Source organism: Martelella lutilitoris, from assembly GCF_005924265.1.
Classification (GTDB): Bacteria; Pseudomonadota; Alphaproteobacteria; order Rhizobiales; family Rhizobiaceae; genus Martelella; species Martelella lutilitoris.
Genome location: NZ_VCLB01000003.1, coordinates 456,249 through 473,942 on the forward strand (window position 1 = coordinate 456,249; position 17,694 = coordinate 473,942).

General features: G+C 61.4%; 14 protein-coding genes and 1 pseudogene. 12 read left to right on the plus strand and 3 right to left on the minus strand.

Annotation, left to right across the window (positions count from 1 at the left end; all coding sequences use genetic code 11):
- Positions 1-78 precede the first annotated feature (78 nt).
- The 12 genes and pseudogenes from FF124_RS07130 to FF124_RS07185 all read left to right on the plus strand — a co-directional run bounded on the left by FF124_RS07130 (position 79) and on the right by FF124_RS07185 (position 14,359).
- On the plus strand, positions 79-582 hold the full coding sequence (locus FF124_RS07130) for a TRAP transporter small permease (protein WP_187326843.1): 504 nt from the start codon (positions 79-81) through the stop codon (positions 580-582).
- Position 583: 1 nt separating this feature from the next.
- Positions 584-1,906, plus strand: coding sequence for a TRAP transporter large permease (locus tag FF124_RS07135; protein WP_138747787.1), 1,323 nt, complete (start codon positions 584-586; stop codon positions 1,904-1,906).
- 307 nt (positions 1,907-2,213) lie between these two features.
- The gene (locus tag FF124_RS07140; protein ID WP_138747788.1) at positions 2,214-3,569 is read left to right on the plus strand and encodes an ABC transporter substrate-binding protein; all 1,356 of its coding nucleotides are present in this window, start codon (positions 2,214-2,216) and stop codon (positions 3,567-3,569) included.
- A gap of 61 nt (positions 3,570-3,630) precedes the next feature.
- A complete protein-coding gene (locus tag FF124_RS07145; RefSeq protein ID WP_246072255.1) occupies positions 3,631-4,941 on the plus strand; it encodes a carbohydrate ABC transporter permease in 1,311 nt (436 codons plus the stop codon).
- A 1-nt stretch (position 4,942) separates the two neighbouring features.
- Positions 4,943-5,767, plus strand: coding sequence for a carbohydrate ABC transporter permease (locus tag FF124_RS07150; RefSeq protein ID WP_138747790.1), 825 nt, complete (start codon positions 4,943-4,945; stop codon positions 5,765-5,767).
- The gene (locus FF124_RS07155; RefSeq protein WP_138747791.1) at positions 5,767-6,822 is read left to right on the plus strand and encodes an ABC transporter ATP-binding protein; all 1,056 of its coding nucleotides are present in this window, start codon (positions 5,767-5,769) and stop codon (positions 6,820-6,822) included. Before FF124_RS07150 ends, FF124_RS07155 begins: the two co-directional genes overlap by 1 nt.
- Positions 6,819-7,544, plus strand: a pseudogene (locus FF124_RS21010) (glycerophosphodiester phosphodiesterase); the annotation flags it as partial. The gene FF124_RS07155 and the pseudogene FF124_RS21010, both read left to right, overlap by 4 nt.
- Positions 7,539-8,288 (plus strand): glycerophosphodiester phosphodiesterase family protein, encoded by a 750-nt coding sequence (locus FF124_RS21015; protein ID WP_425462515.1) that lies wholly within the window; start codon positions 7,539-7,541, stop codon positions 8,286-8,288. The pseudogene FF124_RS21010 and the gene FF124_RS21015, both read left to right, overlap by 6 nt.
- Complete coding sequence (locus FF124_RS07165; protein ID WP_138747792.1) at positions 8,278-9,336, plus strand: LacI family DNA-binding transcriptional regulator; 1,059 nt, start codon at positions 8,278-8,280, stop codon at positions 9,334-9,336. Before FF124_RS21015 ends, FF124_RS07165 begins: the two co-directional genes overlap by 11 nt.
- Before the next feature lie 54 nt (positions 9,337-9,390).
- On the plus strand, positions 9,391-10,218 hold the full coding sequence (locus tag FF124_RS07170; protein ID WP_138747793.1) for an inositol monophosphatase family protein: 828 nt from the start codon (positions 9,391-9,393) through the stop codon (positions 10,216-10,218).
- A gap of 238 nt (positions 10,219-10,456) precedes the next feature.
- Complete coding sequence (locus FF124_RS07180; protein WP_425462512.1) at positions 10,457-11,506, plus strand: ornithine cyclodeaminase; 1,050 nt, start codon at positions 10,457-10,459, stop codon at positions 11,504-11,506.
- 231 nt (positions 11,507-11,737) lie between these two features.
- The gene (locus FF124_RS07185) at positions 11,738-14,359 is read left to right on the plus strand and encodes a DNA translocase FtsK (RefSeq protein ID WP_138747794.1); all 2,622 of its coding nucleotides are present in this window, start codon (positions 11,738-11,740) and stop codon (positions 14,357-14,359) included.
- 482 nt (positions 14,360-14,841) lie between these two features.
- On the opposite strand, the gene FF124_RS07190 is transcribed toward FF124_RS07185, so the two are convergent.
- Genes FF124_RS07190 through FF124_RS07200 form a run of 3 tightly spaced genes read right to left on the minus strand, consistent with a single transcriptional unit; the run spans position 14,842 to position 17,686 of the window.
- Positions 14,842-15,888, minus strand: coding sequence for an ABC transporter ATP-binding protein (locus FF124_RS07190; RefSeq protein ID WP_138747795.1), 1,047 nt, complete (start codon positions 15,886-15,888; stop codon positions 14,842-14,844).
- Positions 15,889-15,914: 26 nt separating this feature from the next.
- Positions 15,915-16,757, minus strand: coding sequence for a carbohydrate ABC transporter permease (locus tag FF124_RS07195; protein WP_138747847.1), 843 nt, complete (start codon positions 16,755-16,757; stop codon positions 15,915-15,917).
- Between the two features lie 5 nt (positions 16,758-16,762).
- Entirely contained in the window at positions 16,763-17,686 is a 924-nt protein-coding gene (locus tag FF124_RS07200) for a carbohydrate ABC transporter permease (protein WP_138747796.1), read from the minus strand.
- Positions 17,687-17,694: the final 8 nt, after the last annotated feature.

Below are 17,694 nucleotides of genomic sequence, written 5' to 3' on the forward strand. Positions count from 1 at the left end.
TACCTTTGCGGCCGCGCCATAAGAACAGTCCCGAACGACAACGGTCCGCCGCTGTCATATGGGACATGGAGGACATCCATGATAGACAAAACAAAACATGCTCTGGAAAGCGTCCTGCTTTACCTGACCTCCGCAATGCTTGCGATCATGGCCGGACTGATGCTGTGGCAGGTGTTCACCCGCTACGTGCTCGCCTCTCCGGCGCTCTACACCGAAGAACTTCTCCGCTTCATGATGATCTGGATGGCCTTTCTCGGATCGGCCTATGCCTTCGGCACGCGCCAGCATCTCTCGCTTGTCTTTGCAGTCGATGCGCTGAGAGGCCGCAAGAAACTGATCCTGATGCTGATCAACGACACTGTGGTTCTGCTGTTTGCCGCGTTCATCCTTTTCCTTGGCGGCATCAAGGCCGTTACGTCATCGATGACGCAGTTTTCGCCGATCATGCGCATCCCCATCGGCGACGTCTACCTGATCATGCCGATCGCCGCCGTGCTGATCTTCATCCTTCAGTTGCTGAACATGATCATTCTCATCCGCGACAGCAAGCAGGTATCGCTCAAGCCGGTCGGGAGCCTCTGACATGGACTTTATCTTCGACTATGTGGACGAAACCGTTTTCGCGTCCATCCTGCTCTTCGGCCTGTTCTTCCTGATGCTGGCCCAGGGCATTGCCATTTCGGTCGCGATCGCGGTGTCATCGATCCTGACCGGCCTGTTCTTCCTGCCGCCCAGCGTCGCCTTCTTCGTCGCGACGCAGAAGATGTTTGCAGGCGTCGATTCGTTCACGCTGCTGGCAATCCCCTTCTTCATCCTCGCCGGCAACATCATGAACAAGGGCGGCATCGCCATCCGGCTGGTCAATCTCGCCAAGCTGATCGGCGGACGCCTGCCGGGCTCGCTTGCCCATACCAACGTGATCGCCAACATGCTGTTCGGCTCGATCTCGGGCTCGGCCATCGCCGCGGCCGCCGCCGTCGGCGGCACCATGGCGCCGCTGCAGAAGAAGGAGGGCTATGACCCGACCTTCTCCGCCGCCGTCAACATCGCCTCGGCGCCCTCCGGCATCCTGATCCCGCCGAGCGGCCCGCTGATCCTGTTTTCACTGGTCTCCGGCGGCACCTCGATCTCCGCCCTCTTCATCGGCGGCTATGTACCCGGCCTGCTGATGGGCCTCTCGGTGATGATCGTCGCCGGTATCATCGCCAAGCGGCGGAAGTTTCCGGTCTCGGAAATCCCCGGCCTCGGCGAAGCCGTGAAGATCGTCTGGCAGGCCCTGCCGCCGCTATTGATGGTAGTGGTCGTGATCGGCGGCATCGTCATCGGCGCCTTCACGGCAACCGAGGGCGCGGCTGTTGCCGTCCTCTATTCCTTCGTCCTGTCGCTGATCTACCGGCTCGCGACCTGGCGCGAATATGTCGATGTGCTGAAAAGCTCGATGATCACCAGCGCCGTCATCCTGTTCCTGATCGCCGCCTCCGGGGTGATGTCCTATGTGATGACAATCACAGGCATACCGGATGCGATCGCCGATGCGCTTTTGACCTTCAAGAACCCGATCGTGATCCTGCTGATCATGAATATCTGCCTGCTGATCATCGGCTTCTTCATGGACCTGACCCCGGCAGTGCTGATCTTCACCCCGATCTTCCTGCCGATCGCGCGGGAAGTCGGCATGGATCCGGTCCAGTTCGGCCTGATGATGATCTTCAACCTCGGCATCGGTTCGATGACGCCGCCGGTGGGCTCGGTCCTGTTCGTCGGCTGCAGCATTGGCGGCGTGAGCATCGAAAAGGTGGCAAAGCCGCTCCTGCCGTTCTTCATCACGCTGATGATCGCGCTGTTGATGATCACCTATATTCCGGCGCTCACCACCGGCCTGCCGCGCCTGCTGGGGCTGATGTAGGCCTCAGGCCCTCTGCCATATTGGCCGCGGCGTTCTGCGCCGCGGCCGCCAGAAAAATGCGGAAAACCGGAAGCTTGTCGCGCATGAATTGCCGGGTGTTTTCGACCGGGTTCAATTCGGGCGCAAAACCTGCCTTGCTCCGGTTGCCAGCCTCGTGTCTTCAGGAGGTCCGGCGGCCTCGCTTTCAGCCTGACCGGCCGGCCTACACAAAACGGTAATATAAGTTTCAAGCGCCGGACACACGATCCCCTTATTGATTGCACGCGCGTGCAATGATGCATGCCGCAACGAGATGAAGGGGCTTCCCGTGAGCATACTCAAGACAACCAAAACCGCCCTTATGGGCTCCGTACTGGCACTGGGCTTCGCTTCCGGCGCCCTGGCCGAAGATTATACCATCACCGTCTGGTCCGGCGGCACCGGCGAGACCGGCAGCTACCGCTGGGAAGCAATCCAGATGGCCGCGGACATTCTGGAACGCGAATACGCGGTGACGGGCCAGGATGTGAACATCACCATCGAGCATCAGGAATGGACGGGCTGGGACGACTTCAAGCAGGCCGTTACGCTCGCCGCCGAGGCCGGCAATGCGCCGAACATTATCGTCTCCGGCCACGAGGATATCGGCCCCTGGTCGCGCTCGGGCCTGCTGCGTCCTGTCGAGGACTATGTCGATTTCGACGCCTGGCCGCTCAACCAGATCTATCCGAACCTGATCGACATCGCCAGCTATGACGGCGTCGTCTGGGGCCTGCCGCAGGATGCGGAAGCCCGTCCGTTCTTCTTCTCCCGCGCGCATCTGGCGGAAATCGGCTATTCGCAAGAGGACATCGACGCCCTGCCGCAGCGCGTTCAGAACGGCGAATACACGCTCTACGACATGCTGGACGATGCCAAGGCGATGCAGGACAAGGGCGTCGTCGCCGAGCGCCGCGGCTTCATGCCGCGCGTCAACAACGGCACTGACTACTGGCAGTTCTATGTCAGCTTCGGCGGCGAAATGGTCGATCCGGAAACCGGCAAGATCGTGCTGTATCGTCAGGCGCTCACCGACATGTACCAGTTCTTCGTCGACGCCGCCGATATGGGCGTTGTCTCCTCCACCCATCTCGGCTCGACCTGGGACGACTGGCATCAGGCCGTTTCCAGCGACCAGGTCGGCATCTGGCACGGCGGCACCTGGCACAAGGCCGAATGGGAAGCCAAATGGGGCCTCGAAGACTTCTTCGGCCAGATCCAGTACAGCCTGATCCCCGCCGGCAATGAGCGCGGCCGCGCCAACACGATCAGCCACCCGCTGGTCTATCTCATGTCCACCACCGGCACCGATGACGACGCCGTTATCGCGTCCGAACTGATCACGATCGCTACCGAACCGCGCATTGCCGCGCTCCATGCCGTCAAGTCCGGCAAGGTCGCCATCGGCTCGGCCGAAGCACAAGTTCCGGTCTTTGCCAATGACCGGTGGAGCAGCATCGCCACCACCGAGCTTCTGCCCTATGCCACGGCGGTTCCGAACGACATCGATTTCGGCGTTGTCTGGAAGGCCATGTATTCCGGGCTCGAATCCTCCTGGACCGGCACGACCTCGGTCGAGGATGCGGTCAACAATGTCGAAAGCGAAGTCACCGGCCAGCTCGGCGACACAATCATCATACGCTGATTGACATGCCCCGGAGCCGCCAGCCGGCTCCGGGGACTTCTCCCGTGATGGATCCATGAACATGACCAACAGAGCCAGTGGTTTGGGCCTCTTGCTGATGACCCCGGCAGCTTTGCTGCTGGCGGCCTTCTTCCTGTTGCCGGCAACGCTGACCGGCATCTTCGCCTTTACCAATATGAGCACATCCACAGGCATTTCGGGCGGCGCCTATGTCGTCACCGAAACCGTCCTGCGCAAGCTTGAGGCTACCGACCTCGACGCGAAACTACGTGCCGGCCTCGGCGAGAAGAGCTATGCGGTCAACACCGAGACCCTTGCCGCGGCGAAGACGACCGATATCGAGCCCGGCTTTCTCGCCGAAATCGAGGACCGGCTTTCCGGCAGAACCTATTCTGCCTCCTCCGCCTTCGAGGACGATCTGAAATCCCTGCCCTCGCGGCCGCGGCGCATCCGCGACCTGAAACTTGCAACCGAACCCTTCGAACGCTCGGTGATCAACACGCGCTATTCCGATCGCGGCCAGTTCGAAGCCGCCCTGCAATCCTTCCTGCCGAACGCCACCCGGACCGATCTGGGCGCGATCGCCACTGCGTCCTACACCGGTTGGACCTGGACGACCGACAATTTCATCGATCTTCTCACCCGCGCCGACACGCTGAAGCTTGTCGCCAATACCGTGTTCTACGTCTGCGCCACGCTGGCCTTCAACGTCTTCGTCGGCCTGTTTCTCGCCATCGCGGTCTTCTACCTGCCGCAACGCACCGGCGGCTTTTTCAATGTGCTCTGGCTTCTGCCGCGCATCACGCCGGTCGTGCTCTACGCCATCATGTGGAAATGGTTCACCTGGGAGAATGGCTTTCTGTATGTTGCCGCGAAGGACCTCGGGCTTCCCGCCTTCAACTACATGAAAGGCTCCGTGCCGACCGCCTGGGCGACGGTGATCCTCGTCAACGGTTTCGTCGGCGCATCCTTCGGCATGATCCTGTTTTCCGGCGCGCTGAGGGCGATCCCCATCCAGCAGCTCTGGTCGAGCGAGGTCGACGGCGCAAACCGCTGGCAACAGGTGACGCGGATCATCCTGCCGCAGATGCGCTGGCCGATCCTGTTCGTCACCTCCTACCAGACGCTATCGCTGCTTTCCTCCTATGAACTGATCTGGCTGACCACGAATGGCGGACCGGGAAGCACCACCACCGTCTGGTCGCTGGAGGCCTTCCACACCGCCCTCAACAACTATACCGGCAATCTGCAATACGGTCTCGGCGCGGCCATGGCGCTCATTCTCGTCATTGTCGGCCTCGTCCTCTCCATCCTCTATCTGCGCCTGTTCAGGTTCAACGAACTGGTCAGCAAACCGAAGATCGAGTTCTAGAATGACCAAGAACCATGCCCTCTGGCCCGTCATTTTCATCCTCGCGCTGTTCAGCGCGCCGCTGGCGATCATGTATCTTTTCCTCGTGGTCGATACCTTCTCCAATTCGGCGCCGGGTTCGTTCCTGCCGGACGAATTCACGCTGCAGCACTGGCGGTTTCTGTGGAACCCGGATGTTACCGGCAATGTCTGGGAGCCGACGCTCAACACCTTCCTGTTCACCGTCAGCTTGGTCGCGATCGTGCTCGGCGTCTCGACGACGGCCGGTTATGCGGTTTCGCGGCTCAACCTGCCGTTCCGCCGGTTCTTCCTGTCATCGCTGATGGTGATGCACGCCTTTCCGACCGTGACGCTGCTCATCGGCGTGTTTCTCGTGCTGCAATATGCCGGGCTCTACAACACGCTGATCGGCGTCATTCTGGTCAAGGCCAGCCTGATGCTGCCGCTCGGCATCTGGATCATGAAGGGGTTTTACGATTCCGTGCCCTGGGAGATCGAGATGGCCGGCGTCCAGGACGGCGCCAGCCGGTTCACCGTCTGGTGGCGGCTGATCCTGCCGCAGGTCAAGCCCGGCCTGATGGCGCTTTCCATCTTCGTCTTCATCGACGGCTGGAGCGAATATCTGCTGCCGCGCATTCTCGCACCGGCAGCCCAGATCGAAGTGCTCTCTGTCTATCTCGAGGCGGTCTCCGACCCGGATTCGATCACCTACAATTTCAATCTCTTCAAGTCGGTCGGGCTTTTCTACACCCTGCCGGTCATCGTTCTCTTCGTGCTCTTCCAGAAGCCGCTGATGAACATCTTCAGTGGAGGCACCAAAGGCTGATGCAAGTCTCTCTTTCCAATTTCACCAAATCCTTCGACGGCACGCCGGTGATCGAAGACCTGAACCTCACTGTCCGCTCCGGCGAGATGATGGCCCTGCTCGGCCCCTCCGGTTGCGGCAAGTCGACCACGCTCTTCGCCGTCTGCGGCATTCACCGCATCAACAAGGGCAAGATCCTGTTCGGCGACAAGGATGTCTCGACGCTTCCGAGCCAGAAGCGCAATGTCGGCGTCGTCTTCCAGAACTACGCGCTCTATCCGCACATGTCCGTGTTCGACAATATCGCTTTCCCGCTAAGCGTCAGGCGCATGAACAAGGCCGACATCAAGCGCGAGGTCGAGGCAATCGCAGGCCTTGCCCATATCGACAATCTGCTGGAGCGCAAACCGGGCCAGCTTTCCGGCGGTCAGCAGCAACGCGTCGCCCTGGCCCGCGCCATCGTGCGCCGTCCGAACGTGCTGCTGCTCGACGAGCCGCTTGCCAATCTCGACGCCAAGCTGCGCCTCGAAATGCGTTCGGAAATCCGCCGCATCCAGCTGGAGACCGGCATTACCGCCATTCTGGTCACCCATGACCAGGTCGAGGCGATGTCGATGTGCGACCGGGTCGCCATCATGGACAAGGGCAAAATCCTCCAGCTCGACCGCCCGACCGCGCTTTATGAGGCGCCCGTGAACCGTTTCGTCGCCGGCTTCCTCGGCAATCCGCCGATCGTCTTTGCCGAGGGACGCATTGACGATGGCGCTCTGACGACAGACGACGCGATCCGCCTGCCGCTGCCGAAGCGGCTAGCCCGCCGCACACAAGGCGAGCGGATTGCTCTCGGCATCAGGCCGGAGCATTTCGGCGGCAATCATCCCGACACCGTGACCGGCGCCGTCAGCTTCGTCGAACCGCAGGGCCGCGAAATGCTGTTCGACATCAAGCTGGGCGACAAGACGGTGCTGCGCTCCATCCAACCGGTGCGCGGCGACGTCAAGATTGGCGATAGCGTCGCCTGGGGTCTTGAGACCGAGAAACTGCTGGCCTTCGATGCCGCCGGTGCTTCCATATGATAAGGCGCGCGGAAAAGACCATCCCATGGCCCTTCGCGACCGGCGAACCCGCCTGCATCGCCCATCGCGGCGCTTCGGCCCATGCCCCGGAGAACACGCTTTCCGCCTTTCGCGTCGCTTCCCAACTGGGCGCGGAAATGTGGGAAGTCGACGTGCAGTTGACGGCCGACGACGTGCCGGTGATCGCGCATGACGCCGGCCTGACGCGCATCGCCGGCATCGACCGAGCCATCGCCGATCTCGACTTTCAAACCCTGCGCGACCTTGCACCGGATATTCCGAGCCTCGACGAGACGCTTGATCTTGCCGCAGGACTCGATCAGGCGCTCTATATCGAGCTCAAGGCCGCCGGCGCGGGCCGCATTGTCTGGCGCCATCTACTTGAGCGAAGCTTTGCCCGCGTCGCGCTCGGCAGCTTCAACGTCGATGAGATCCGCTCACTTGCCGATGCAGGCTGTCCCTTTCCTCTGGCGACCCTGGTGCCGCTTGGCGCGGATCCGTTTGCGCGCGCCGACGAGACCCGGGCCGACATCATTCATCTCTGCTGGGAGAAAGGCGGTGGCGAACGCCCTGAGCGCCAGGTCGACACAGCGCTTCTTGAGCGCGCGAAGGACGAGGGGCTGGGCGTTGTGCTCTGGCACGAGGAGCGCAAACCCGTGCTGGACGCGCTGATGAAACTGCCGGTGCTCGGCATTTGCACCAACCAGCCCGAACTGATGCGCGGCTTCGACCGCTTTGATGGTCTTGCGACACAGATCGTCTGCCATCGCGGCGCCAATCATTTCGCGCCCGAAAACACGCTGGCCGCAGCGCGGTTGAGCTTCGATCAGGGCGCGCATTTCGTCGAGATCGACGTGCATATGAGCGCCGACGGCGCAATCGTGGTCATTCATGACGAAACGCTGGAACGCACCACCAGCGGAACCGGCGCGGTCAGGGCGCGGACGCTGGCCGAATTGAAGGCGTTGAGCGCCGGCGCCTGGTTCTCGCCCTTTTATGCGGCGGAAACCATACCGACCCTTGATGAGATGATCGCCCTTGCCAGATCATACGGGGCGCGGCTTTATATCGAGAACAAGACCGTCGATGCGCAGGTTCTGGTCGATTTCGTGCGCGCGCGGAATTTTCTTGGCGACTGTTTCTTCTGGTCGGAGAACCCGTCTCTGCAGGAAGCGATGCGCCAGGTCGCCCCCGATGCCAATATCAAGGCCAGCGCCGGACGCTATCAAGGTGTGGAGGAGATGCAAGGCCATCTGGCGCCGCAGCTTGCCGAGATCCATTATCCGGATTATGCGCGCCTTGCCCCCCAATGCCTTGCGAAAGGGATCACCCCGATGATGCAGTATTTCGGCGACGATCCCGCAATCTTCGACCGGATTGTCGAGATCGCCCCGCCGTTGATCAATCTCGATCGGGCCGACCTTCTCGCGGCGGCGCTTCGTCGGCGGATTGCCAATGGCCGATGAAACCCGACCCACACGGGCGCCGACGGCCGAGGATGTCGCCCGGCTTGCCGGCGTCCACCGCTCCGCCGTCTCGCGCACCTTCACGCCCGGCGCCAGCGTCGCTCCGCAAACGCGCGAGAAGGTGCTTGAAGCCGCCGCCACGCTTGGCTATCGCGTCAACTTCCTCGCGCGGAGCCTGTCCCACCAGCGCTCCAACCTCGTCGGGCTCGTGGTTTCCGACATCGACAACCCGTTTCGGGCGCAGTTGCTGGCCGAACTCGGGACAAGCCTTGTCGCCTCCGGCTATCGTCCGCTTCTGCTGCCGACCGAGCGCGGCGGCAAGGTTGCCCGCCATATCGACATGATGCTGCACTACAATGTCGCCGGCGCGATTGTCACCGATGACGCCTCCCCCGCCGAGATCGCCCGTCAATGCGCCGATCACGGCGTGCCGCTGGTTCTGATCAACAAGCGACCCGTTTCCGATACCGTGCTGAACGTTTCGATGGACACGGAAACCGCCGGCGAACTGGCCGCGCACGCGCTTTTTGATGCCGGATGCCGGCGCGTGGCGCTGGCAAGCCAGCGGCGCAGCTCGCATTCGATCGGCCTGCGCCGCTCCGCCTTCTGGCGCGCATGCGAGCGGCTCGGCATCGAGATCGCCGACGAGTATTTCGGCGACCTGCCGAATTATGAAGGCGGACGCGCGGCCGCTGATGCCTTTCTCGCTGACACCATCGACGTCGATGGCGTCTATTGCGCCAATGACTATCTGGCGCTCGGCTTCATCGACACCATCCGCCATCTGAGCGCCCTATCCATTCCCGGCGACCTCAAGCTTGTTGCCTGCGACGACATTCCCGAGGCCGGCTGGCTGGCTTACGACCTGACAACTGTCCGGCAGGATCCGGTGCGCACGGCCGATGCCGCGGTCAACGGCCTGCTTGCGCGGATCAGCGAACCGGACACAACCGCCCTGCCCGTCGTCGTCGACGTCCATCTGGTCAAGCGCGGATCGACCGCTCTCACCCCACCTAAACCTCGCGGACAGGCTCGACCGCCGCTCTGAAATACCGTCCCGCCAGCACCTCTGCCAAACAACCTGAAAAGACGCCGCATTCCCATGACGATGCCCTCTTCGATCGACCGCGCCGAAAGGCTTGCCGCCGCCAAGTCCATTATCAACGCGGCCAGCGCCCGGGCGCTCGACTTCTACGGCCGCTGCAAGAGCCTTGTGGTCGAGACGAAACAGAGCGATCAGGATCTGGTTTCCATCGCGGACCGGTCGGTGGAAGAGTTCATCCGGGCGGAAATTGCAGCGCTCTTTCCCGATGACGGACTTCTGGGCGAAGAGCACGGCATGGCCGCCGGCAGCAGCGCGTTCTGCTGGATCATCGATCCAATCGACGGCACCAGCCCCTTTCTCAATGGTCTCGATAGCTGGTCTGTGGTGATCGCCCTTGCCGAGGCCGGCCGCACGGTTCTGGCGCTTGTCGCACACCCCGTGACCAAAACGCTTTACTGGGCAGAGGAAGGCAAAGGCGCCTGGCGCGATGACCAACCCATTTCCGTCAACACGAATACTCCGTTTTCAGGCGGAACCATCGCTATCGGACCCGGCTCCAGAAGCCATGCAGGCGCAGTCGGCAGGATCATCACGGACGTCCTCGAAAACGGCGGCAGCTTCATGCGCAACGGGTCTGCGGCGTTGAGCCTCGCCCATGTGGCCCAAGGCAGCTATCTCGGCTTCTACGAACCCGAACTCAGTGCCTGGGACTGTGTTGCCGGCCTGCTTCTCGTCCGGGAGGCCGGCGGCGTCGCCGAGGACCCCTTTGCCGACAGGCTCGCCGCAGGCCGCCGCCCCTGCCTCGCCGCAGCGCCCCAGATCGCGCCCCAGCTGCGCGCGATCATTTCGGGCAAGCCGTTTGATCCGCAAGAAAAGCCGTTTTGACCAGGGCGACTCCCTTCACCCGTCAATTACACCAGTGGTCCGCACCGTCGTCCCCGGCCGAGCAAAGGCTCAACTGATCCTGCAGACGCTGTGCAACAGCGGGCTCGTCTCCTCGCTCGACCTTGTCGAACGCAAGCCGTCCTTGACGAACGCTATAAGACCGAGAAACTGTCTTGCGATCTGACCGCCAGCCTCTTCGGGCGTCGCGTGCTGGCCGCATGACAAGGAGTGCCTGCTGATGACCGTCTCCCCTTCTGAACTGGCCTATGTGCCCTTCGTCTCGGTCGAGAACATGATGCGGCTCACGCATCACGTCGGCATCGAGACCTTCCTGAAGGAGCTTGCCGCCTTCATCGAGGCCGATTTCAGGCGTTGGCCCGACTTTGACAAGATCCCTCGCGTCGCCTCCCACGTGCCTGACGGCGTGATCGAGCTGATGCCGACCGCAGACAGGACGCTCTACAGCTTCAAATATGTTAACGGCCATCCGAAGAATACGCGGACAGGCTACCAGACGGTGACAGCTTTCGGCGTATTGTCCCAGGTATCGAACGGATATCCGGTTCTCCTGAGTGAAATGACCGTACTGACCGCCCTTCGCACCGCCGCGACGTCGGCACTGGCAGCGACCTATCTGGCGCCGCGCGATGCTCGCGTGATGGCGATGATCGGCAACGGCGCGCAATGCGAATTTCAGGCCATGGCGTTTCGCGCGCTTTGCGGGATCAACACGCTGCGGCTTTACGATATCGACGCCAGAGCAACCGAGAAGGCCAGAAGGAACCTTACGGCACAGGGCTTCGAGGTCATCTCCTGCACATCCGCCGAGCAGGCGGTTGAAGGGGCGCATGTGATCACCACCTGCACGGCCGACAAGCAATATGCGACCATACTGACCGACAACATGGTTGGCGCCGGCCAGCATATCAACGCAATCGGCGGCGACTGCCCCGGCAAGACGGAGCTGCACCGCGACATCCTGCTTCGTTCCGACATCTTCGTGGAATACCCCGAGCAGACCCGGATTGAGGGCGAAATCCAGTCACTCGACAAGGACCATCCCGTCACCGAGCTCTGGCAGGTCATTCGGGGCGAGGCCGCCGGTCGCCGCGATCAGCGTCAGGTCACGCTCTTCGACAGCGTCGGCTTCGCGATCGAGGACTTTTCGGCCCTGCGATACGTGCGGGAGAAGGTTGATGGCACCGGCTTTTCGCAACCGCTCGACCTGCTGGCCGATCCCGACGACCCACGCGATCTTTTCGGCATGCTTGTCCGATCGATCGCTTGAGCCATGCGCTCCCGGGCGGCCAATGACGACTTGTGTTGTTGCCTGTGCATGCGGACACTCAAACTTCGATGTAAAAGTCCGGCAGAGTTCGGCCTCCGGGCTATGTCAGCCCGGCACCTGGTCCCTAGTACCGTCGGCCGCTCATGAAAACACGTCCGCCGAAACGACTGATTAAGGTTTCTTTTCTATCACATAGGCTGTGTGACAATTCTCAGATTGGTCTTCATCAGCATGCCTATTTCGCCTTATCCAAGCCTTCAATCGAAACGCGCAGATTTGAAAAAGGCAGACACCGCCGAGGCAGAAGCCGATCAGACCGCCGAAACGCCGCGGCGCAATCGGGATGCGGCTATCCTTGATCCCGAACGCCTGCCAACCTGGCAGCGCCCCTTCGTGCTGGGTCCCAATGTGCGCTTCACCCGCACGCCGCACAAGAAACATCCCGAGCCGGAAACGCCGGCTTCCGCAGGTTCGCAGCAGGTGGATTTCGAACCATATCCTCCCTCGCCGGCAACCGTGCTTCAGGAACGGATCGCCGATGAACTGCCGGCAGAGCGCGTCGCGGTATTCGATTCAGAACCCTGCGAGGCGATGGACGAACCGCCGCTGCGTGTTTTCGAGCCCGTCGATGAGACGGAAACCGAAGAAGACGCTGCACCCTCGATCCCCTGGTATCTTTCGAGCGAAACAAACGCCTTTCTCCCTGACGTCGTCGAGGCCGACCGTACAACCGCTGAAAAAGACATGACGCCTGAAACACCAAACGAGATGCGCCGCACGGAAGATGATCGCTTTTCCTATCTGCCAGATGCCCTGGCGTTCGAGATGATGGCGCTTTCCGGCCTTGAAGATCGCCCGGCGGAGAAACCCGCGCAACAGCAAGAGCCGGTCGTGACAGACCCGCTGCACGAAGAAGCAGACGCCAAGACGGGGCACGCAGAACCTGTCGCCGAGGTGCCGCAAGATGAACTGATGATCTCGTCATGGACCGCGACCTCGGATGCCGTGGAAACCCTGGCTGACGAGACGAAAGAACCCGCCGAAGACGTCCCCTCTCCGATTTCGCTCTATCGGCAGGTGCTGGCCTACAGCCCCACGCGGATAGCAGAAAACACGACCCCGGACGCACCGACATTTTCTGAAGACGCCGGTGAAGACGATGAAGACGCCGAGGACGTCCCGTCTGTCGAAGAACCGACGGCGGATGCCGCCGCATGCATCGATGAGAATGATTTCGATGCCGGCGAAGAGACCGACATCGAGGCCGAACCGGAACAGAAGGAACGTCCCCAGGCCCTCAATGTCTTGGCAAAACACGAGGAAACCGACTTTGTTTTCCCGTCGATCGACCTGTTGCAGATGCCGGGCTCGGATGAAGCCAGCGAGTTCAGCCAGGAAGCGCTGGAGCAGAGCGCCGGCCTGCTGGAGAGCATTCTTGAGGATTTCGGCGTCAAGGGCGAGATCATTGATGTGCGTCCGGGTCCCGTCGTCACGCTTTACGAATTCGAGCCGGCGCCGGGCGTCAAGTCCTCGCGGGTCATCAATCTGTCGGATGACATCGCCCGTTCGATGTCGGCGCTTTCCGCCCGTGTTGCCGTCATCCCGGGCCGCAATGTGATCGGCATCGAACTTCCGAATGAAGAACGCGAAACGGTCTATCTCAGGGAGCTGTTCGAAAGCCGCCACTACATGACGACGGATTTCCGCCTGCCGCTTTGTCTCGGCAAGAATATCGGCGGCGAACCTGTGGTCGCGGAACTTGCGAAAATGCCGCATTTGCTGGTTGCCGGCACCACGGGGTCCGGCAAGTCGGTGGCGATCAACACCATGATCCTGTCGCTGCTCTATCACCTGCGCCCGGAAGAATGCCGGCTGATCATGGTCGATCCGAAAATGCTGGAATTGTCGGTCTATGACGGCATTCCGCATCTTCTGACCCCCGTGGTGACCGATCCGAAGAAGGCCGTGCTGGCGCTGAAATGGGCCGTGCGCGAAATGGAAGACCGCTACCGCAAGATGTCGCGGCTCGGCGTGCGCAATATCGACGGCTTCAACAAGCGCGTTGCCGAAGCCCGGGCCACCGGCGAGACCATCATGGTTTCCGTGCCCACCGGCTTCGACCGCACCACCGGCGAGCAGACTTTCGAGGACCAGGCGCTCGATCTTTCGGCGCTGCCCTATATTGTTGTCATTGTCGACGAGATGGCGGACCTGATGATGGTCGCCGGCAAGGAGATCGAGGGCACGATCCAGCGTCTGGCGCAGATGGCGCGCGCGGCCGGCATTCACCTGATCATGGCGACGCAACGGCCATCGGTGGACGTGATCACCGGCACGATCAAGGCCAACTTCCCGACGCGCATCTCCTTCCAGGTCACCTCCAGGATCGACAGCCGCACCATCCTCGGCGAGCAGGGCGCGGAATATCTGCTGGGCCAGGGCGACATGCTGCACATGAAGGGCGGCGGCCGGATCGCCCGCGTCCACGGCCCCTTCGTTTCAGACTACGAAGTCGAAAAGGTCGTCGACCATCTCAAGACGCAGGGCACGCCCACCTACCTCGGCAGCGTCGTGGTCGATGAGGAAGAGGACGAGGAGGGCAATGAGGATACGCCCGTCTTTGACGCAACCGAAATGGCAACCGACGGCGATGATGCCGACGAGCTTTTCGCAAAGGCGATCAAGATCGTCCAGCGTGACAAGAAGTGCTCGACCTCCTATATCCAGCGCCGCCTGTCGATCGGCTACAACCGCGCCGCTTCGCTGGTGGAGCGCATGGAGAAGGAAGGGCTCGTCGGCCCCGCAAACCATGTCGGCAAGCGCGAAATCCTTGACGCCGGCACGGCAGGCTGAGCCGACGCCGGCTCCGGCCCTCAGCCGCCCAGTTGCCACCCCTTGGACTGTCAAAAGCCCCTGCAACATCCGGCTTTCTGCAAATGGGTCGTCGAGAGGCGGTTCGTCGATCCGGCGCATAAAAGCCGGATCGGGGTCGATTATTCATTTGTTGGGCCGGCACGACCAAAGCCCCGCAGTGCGAGAAACGGCAAAACCCCTCCAGCGCGGCTGAAGGGGTTTGAAAGATAGTGTTGGTTGCGGGGGCAGGATTTGAACGCTGTTTTGTCCGGCCGTGAGGCCGTCAACTTCTTCGGTATCTCTTGCAAAGAAAGGCTCGCAGCCCGCGACGACGATCAAAGTCACATCGAAGTTTGTGTTCCGGCCAGACCCTGGCTCCCCGATGTTCAGTCCCTGCACTTGATGGAGTAGATTGACCTCAGTTCTTCAGGCCCCTCTGTCCAACTCCCGTAAATGAATTCGTATGGGGCGGGACCGCCCCGTCAATCGACCAGCGCTTGCTGACGAAGCGTCAGCCCGTCCTTGTCGAAGCGATGCAGATTGCTGGGATCGAAGGAAAGTCCGATGCTCACTCCCGGAACCGGCGCTTCCTGGCCTTCAGCCAGCACGAGAAATGTCCCGGCGCCTTCCACCGTCAAATGCAGGAGAGAACTGCCGCCGGTATATTCGCTGAGGATCACCTTTCCGGTCAGGATTCCGCCGTCCGCGACCATTCTCAGATGCTCGGGCCGAATGCCGATCCTGTCGGCGTCGCCGACAGCCACCCCTGCGGCTTCAAGTGCCGGCGCAACGGCCCCTGCATCGCAGACATTCATTTTCGGGCTGCCGATGAACTGCGCGACGAACACATTATCCGGATGCGCGTAAAGCTCTTTCGGCGTGCCCACCTGCTCGATCAGCCCGTCGCGCAGGACCACGATACGGTCGGCAAGGGTCATGGCCTCGATCTGGTCGTGGGTCACATAGATCATCGTGTTGCCGAGCCGACCATGAAGGGCTGCGATCTCGGCGCGCATATGAACCCTGAGTTCCGCATCGAGGTTCGAAAGCGGTTCATCGAACAGGAATACGTCGGGATCACCGACGATCGCGCGACCGATCGCAACGCGCTGCCGCTGCCCGCCGGAAAGTTCGCGGGGATAACGGTCGAGCAGCTTTTCAAGTTGCAGTGTCTTTGCCGCATCATCGACCTTGCGGGCGATCGTGTCCGGCTTTTCCTTGCGCACCTTGAGGCCGAAGCCCATGTTCTGGCGGACCGTCAGATGCGGATAGAGCGCATACGACTGGAACACCATGGCGACGCCGCGCTTTGCCGCCTGCACCTCGTTCATCCGCCGCTCGCCGATGAAAAGGTCGCCGCTGGTAATGTCCTCCAGCCCTGCGATCATGCGAAGCAGCGTTGACTTGCCGCATCCGGAAGGCCCGACGAAGACGATGAACTCGCCGTCATGGATGTCGAGATCGATGCCGTGGATGACCTCGGCCTTTCCGAAGGACTTGGTTACGGTCTTGAGCTTGAGATTACTCATGTCATGCCTTTCGGTCCCTGAGGGGGTCAGCCCTTCACTCCGGACATTGCGAAACTTTCGATGATCTGCCGCTGCGCGATCAGGTAGACGATCAGGATCGGCACCACGGCGAGGCTGGTCGCGGCGAGCTGGAGATGCCAGAGCGGCGCGCCATAGGGGTCGGTGAAATTAGAGAGCGCCAGCGGCAGCGTGAATTTCTCCAGGCTGGAGAGGAACACCAGCGGCTCGAGGAAGAGGTTCCACGAAAACAGGAAGGTGATGATCGCAACCGCCGCGAGCGCCGGCTTCGACATCGGGATCGCGACCTTCCACCAGATGCCGAACCGCGACAGGCCATCCATCTTGCCGGCCTCCTCGAGCTCCTTGGGAAGCGAGACGAAATACTGCCGCATCAGGAAGGTTGCCATCACCCCGTGCGGACCGAAGACCGGCAGCACGATCAGGGGAATATGGGTGTCCATCACGTTCAGCCATTTCATCAGAAAGAAATTCGGAACGATGGTCACTTCCTCCGGCACCATCAGCGCCGACATCAGAAACAGCATCAACATGGCCGCACCGGCAAAGCGCATACGCGCCAGGGCGTAACCCGCCAGCGAGGAGATGAAGAGCGTCAGGCCCGTGACTGCAAGCGCGATATAGATCGAGTTGAAATACTGGCGCGCGAACGGCTGGTACTCGAAGACCTCGATGAAGTTGGTCCAACGCCAGACCGTCGGGATCAGGCTCGGTTGGCCGAAGATCTCATTCGCGTTCTTGAACGCGGACGACAACATCCAGAGGAAGGGAAAGATGAACGGCACGGAAACGACGCCGAGCGCGATCACCCAGCAGACTTTCGATATTTTGCGGGCTTGGCCGGTTGTCAGCTCCATCACGCCGATCCCTTCTGCCTGAGCATGACCTGCACTAGCGTCAGCACCAGAACGATCACGAACATGATCATGGCGAGCGCCGAGGCGTAGCCGACATTGAAGAATTCAAAGGCCTGCTGGTAGATGTAAAAGGCAAGCACCAGCGTGCCGTTTTCCGGGCCGCCACCGGTCATCAGATAGATATGGTCGAACACCTTGAAAGAGCCGATCGTGGTGATGACCATGATGATCAGCGTGCTCGGCGCCAGAAGCGGCCAGGTGACCATGGTGAAGATCTGCCAGCGACCGGCGCCCTCAAGACGGGCCGCCTCCTCATAATCGCGCGGAATGGCCTGGAGCGCTGCGATGTACAGGATCATGTTGAGACCGACCATTTTCAGCACGCGCGTGACGATCACAGCGGCCATCGCCCAGTTTGGCTCCCGGAGCCAGTTCGGGCCGTCGACCCCGATCAGCGCCAGCGCCTGGTTGACGGCGCCAGCCTCGCCCTGAAGCAGGAATTTCCAGACGATCGCCCAGGCAACGGCGGAGGTGACGACCGGCGCGAAAAACGCCGTGCGAAAGAACACCACGCCCCTGCCCGGCCGGCAGAGCGCCAGCGCCAGTGCCAGCGCCAGCGCCATGTTGAGCGGCACTAGGCCTGCAGCGAAAATCACCGAATTGCGAATGACGTGCCAGAAATCGGGATTGAACGTGAGCGCATCGTCGTAGTTCGCCAGGCCAACATAGGTCATCTTCTGGCTGAGCAGGTTCCACTCCGACAACGAATAGATGACCACCGCGATCAGCGGGCCAAGGAAGAAGATCAGGAAACCGACGACCGTGGGACTGACGAACAGCCATCCCTCAAACATCTCCCTGCGGCGAAGGGTCAGCCACGGCGCGCGTTGCGCCGTGGTCCCGTTTTCATTGAGGCTCGTCATTCCGTCTT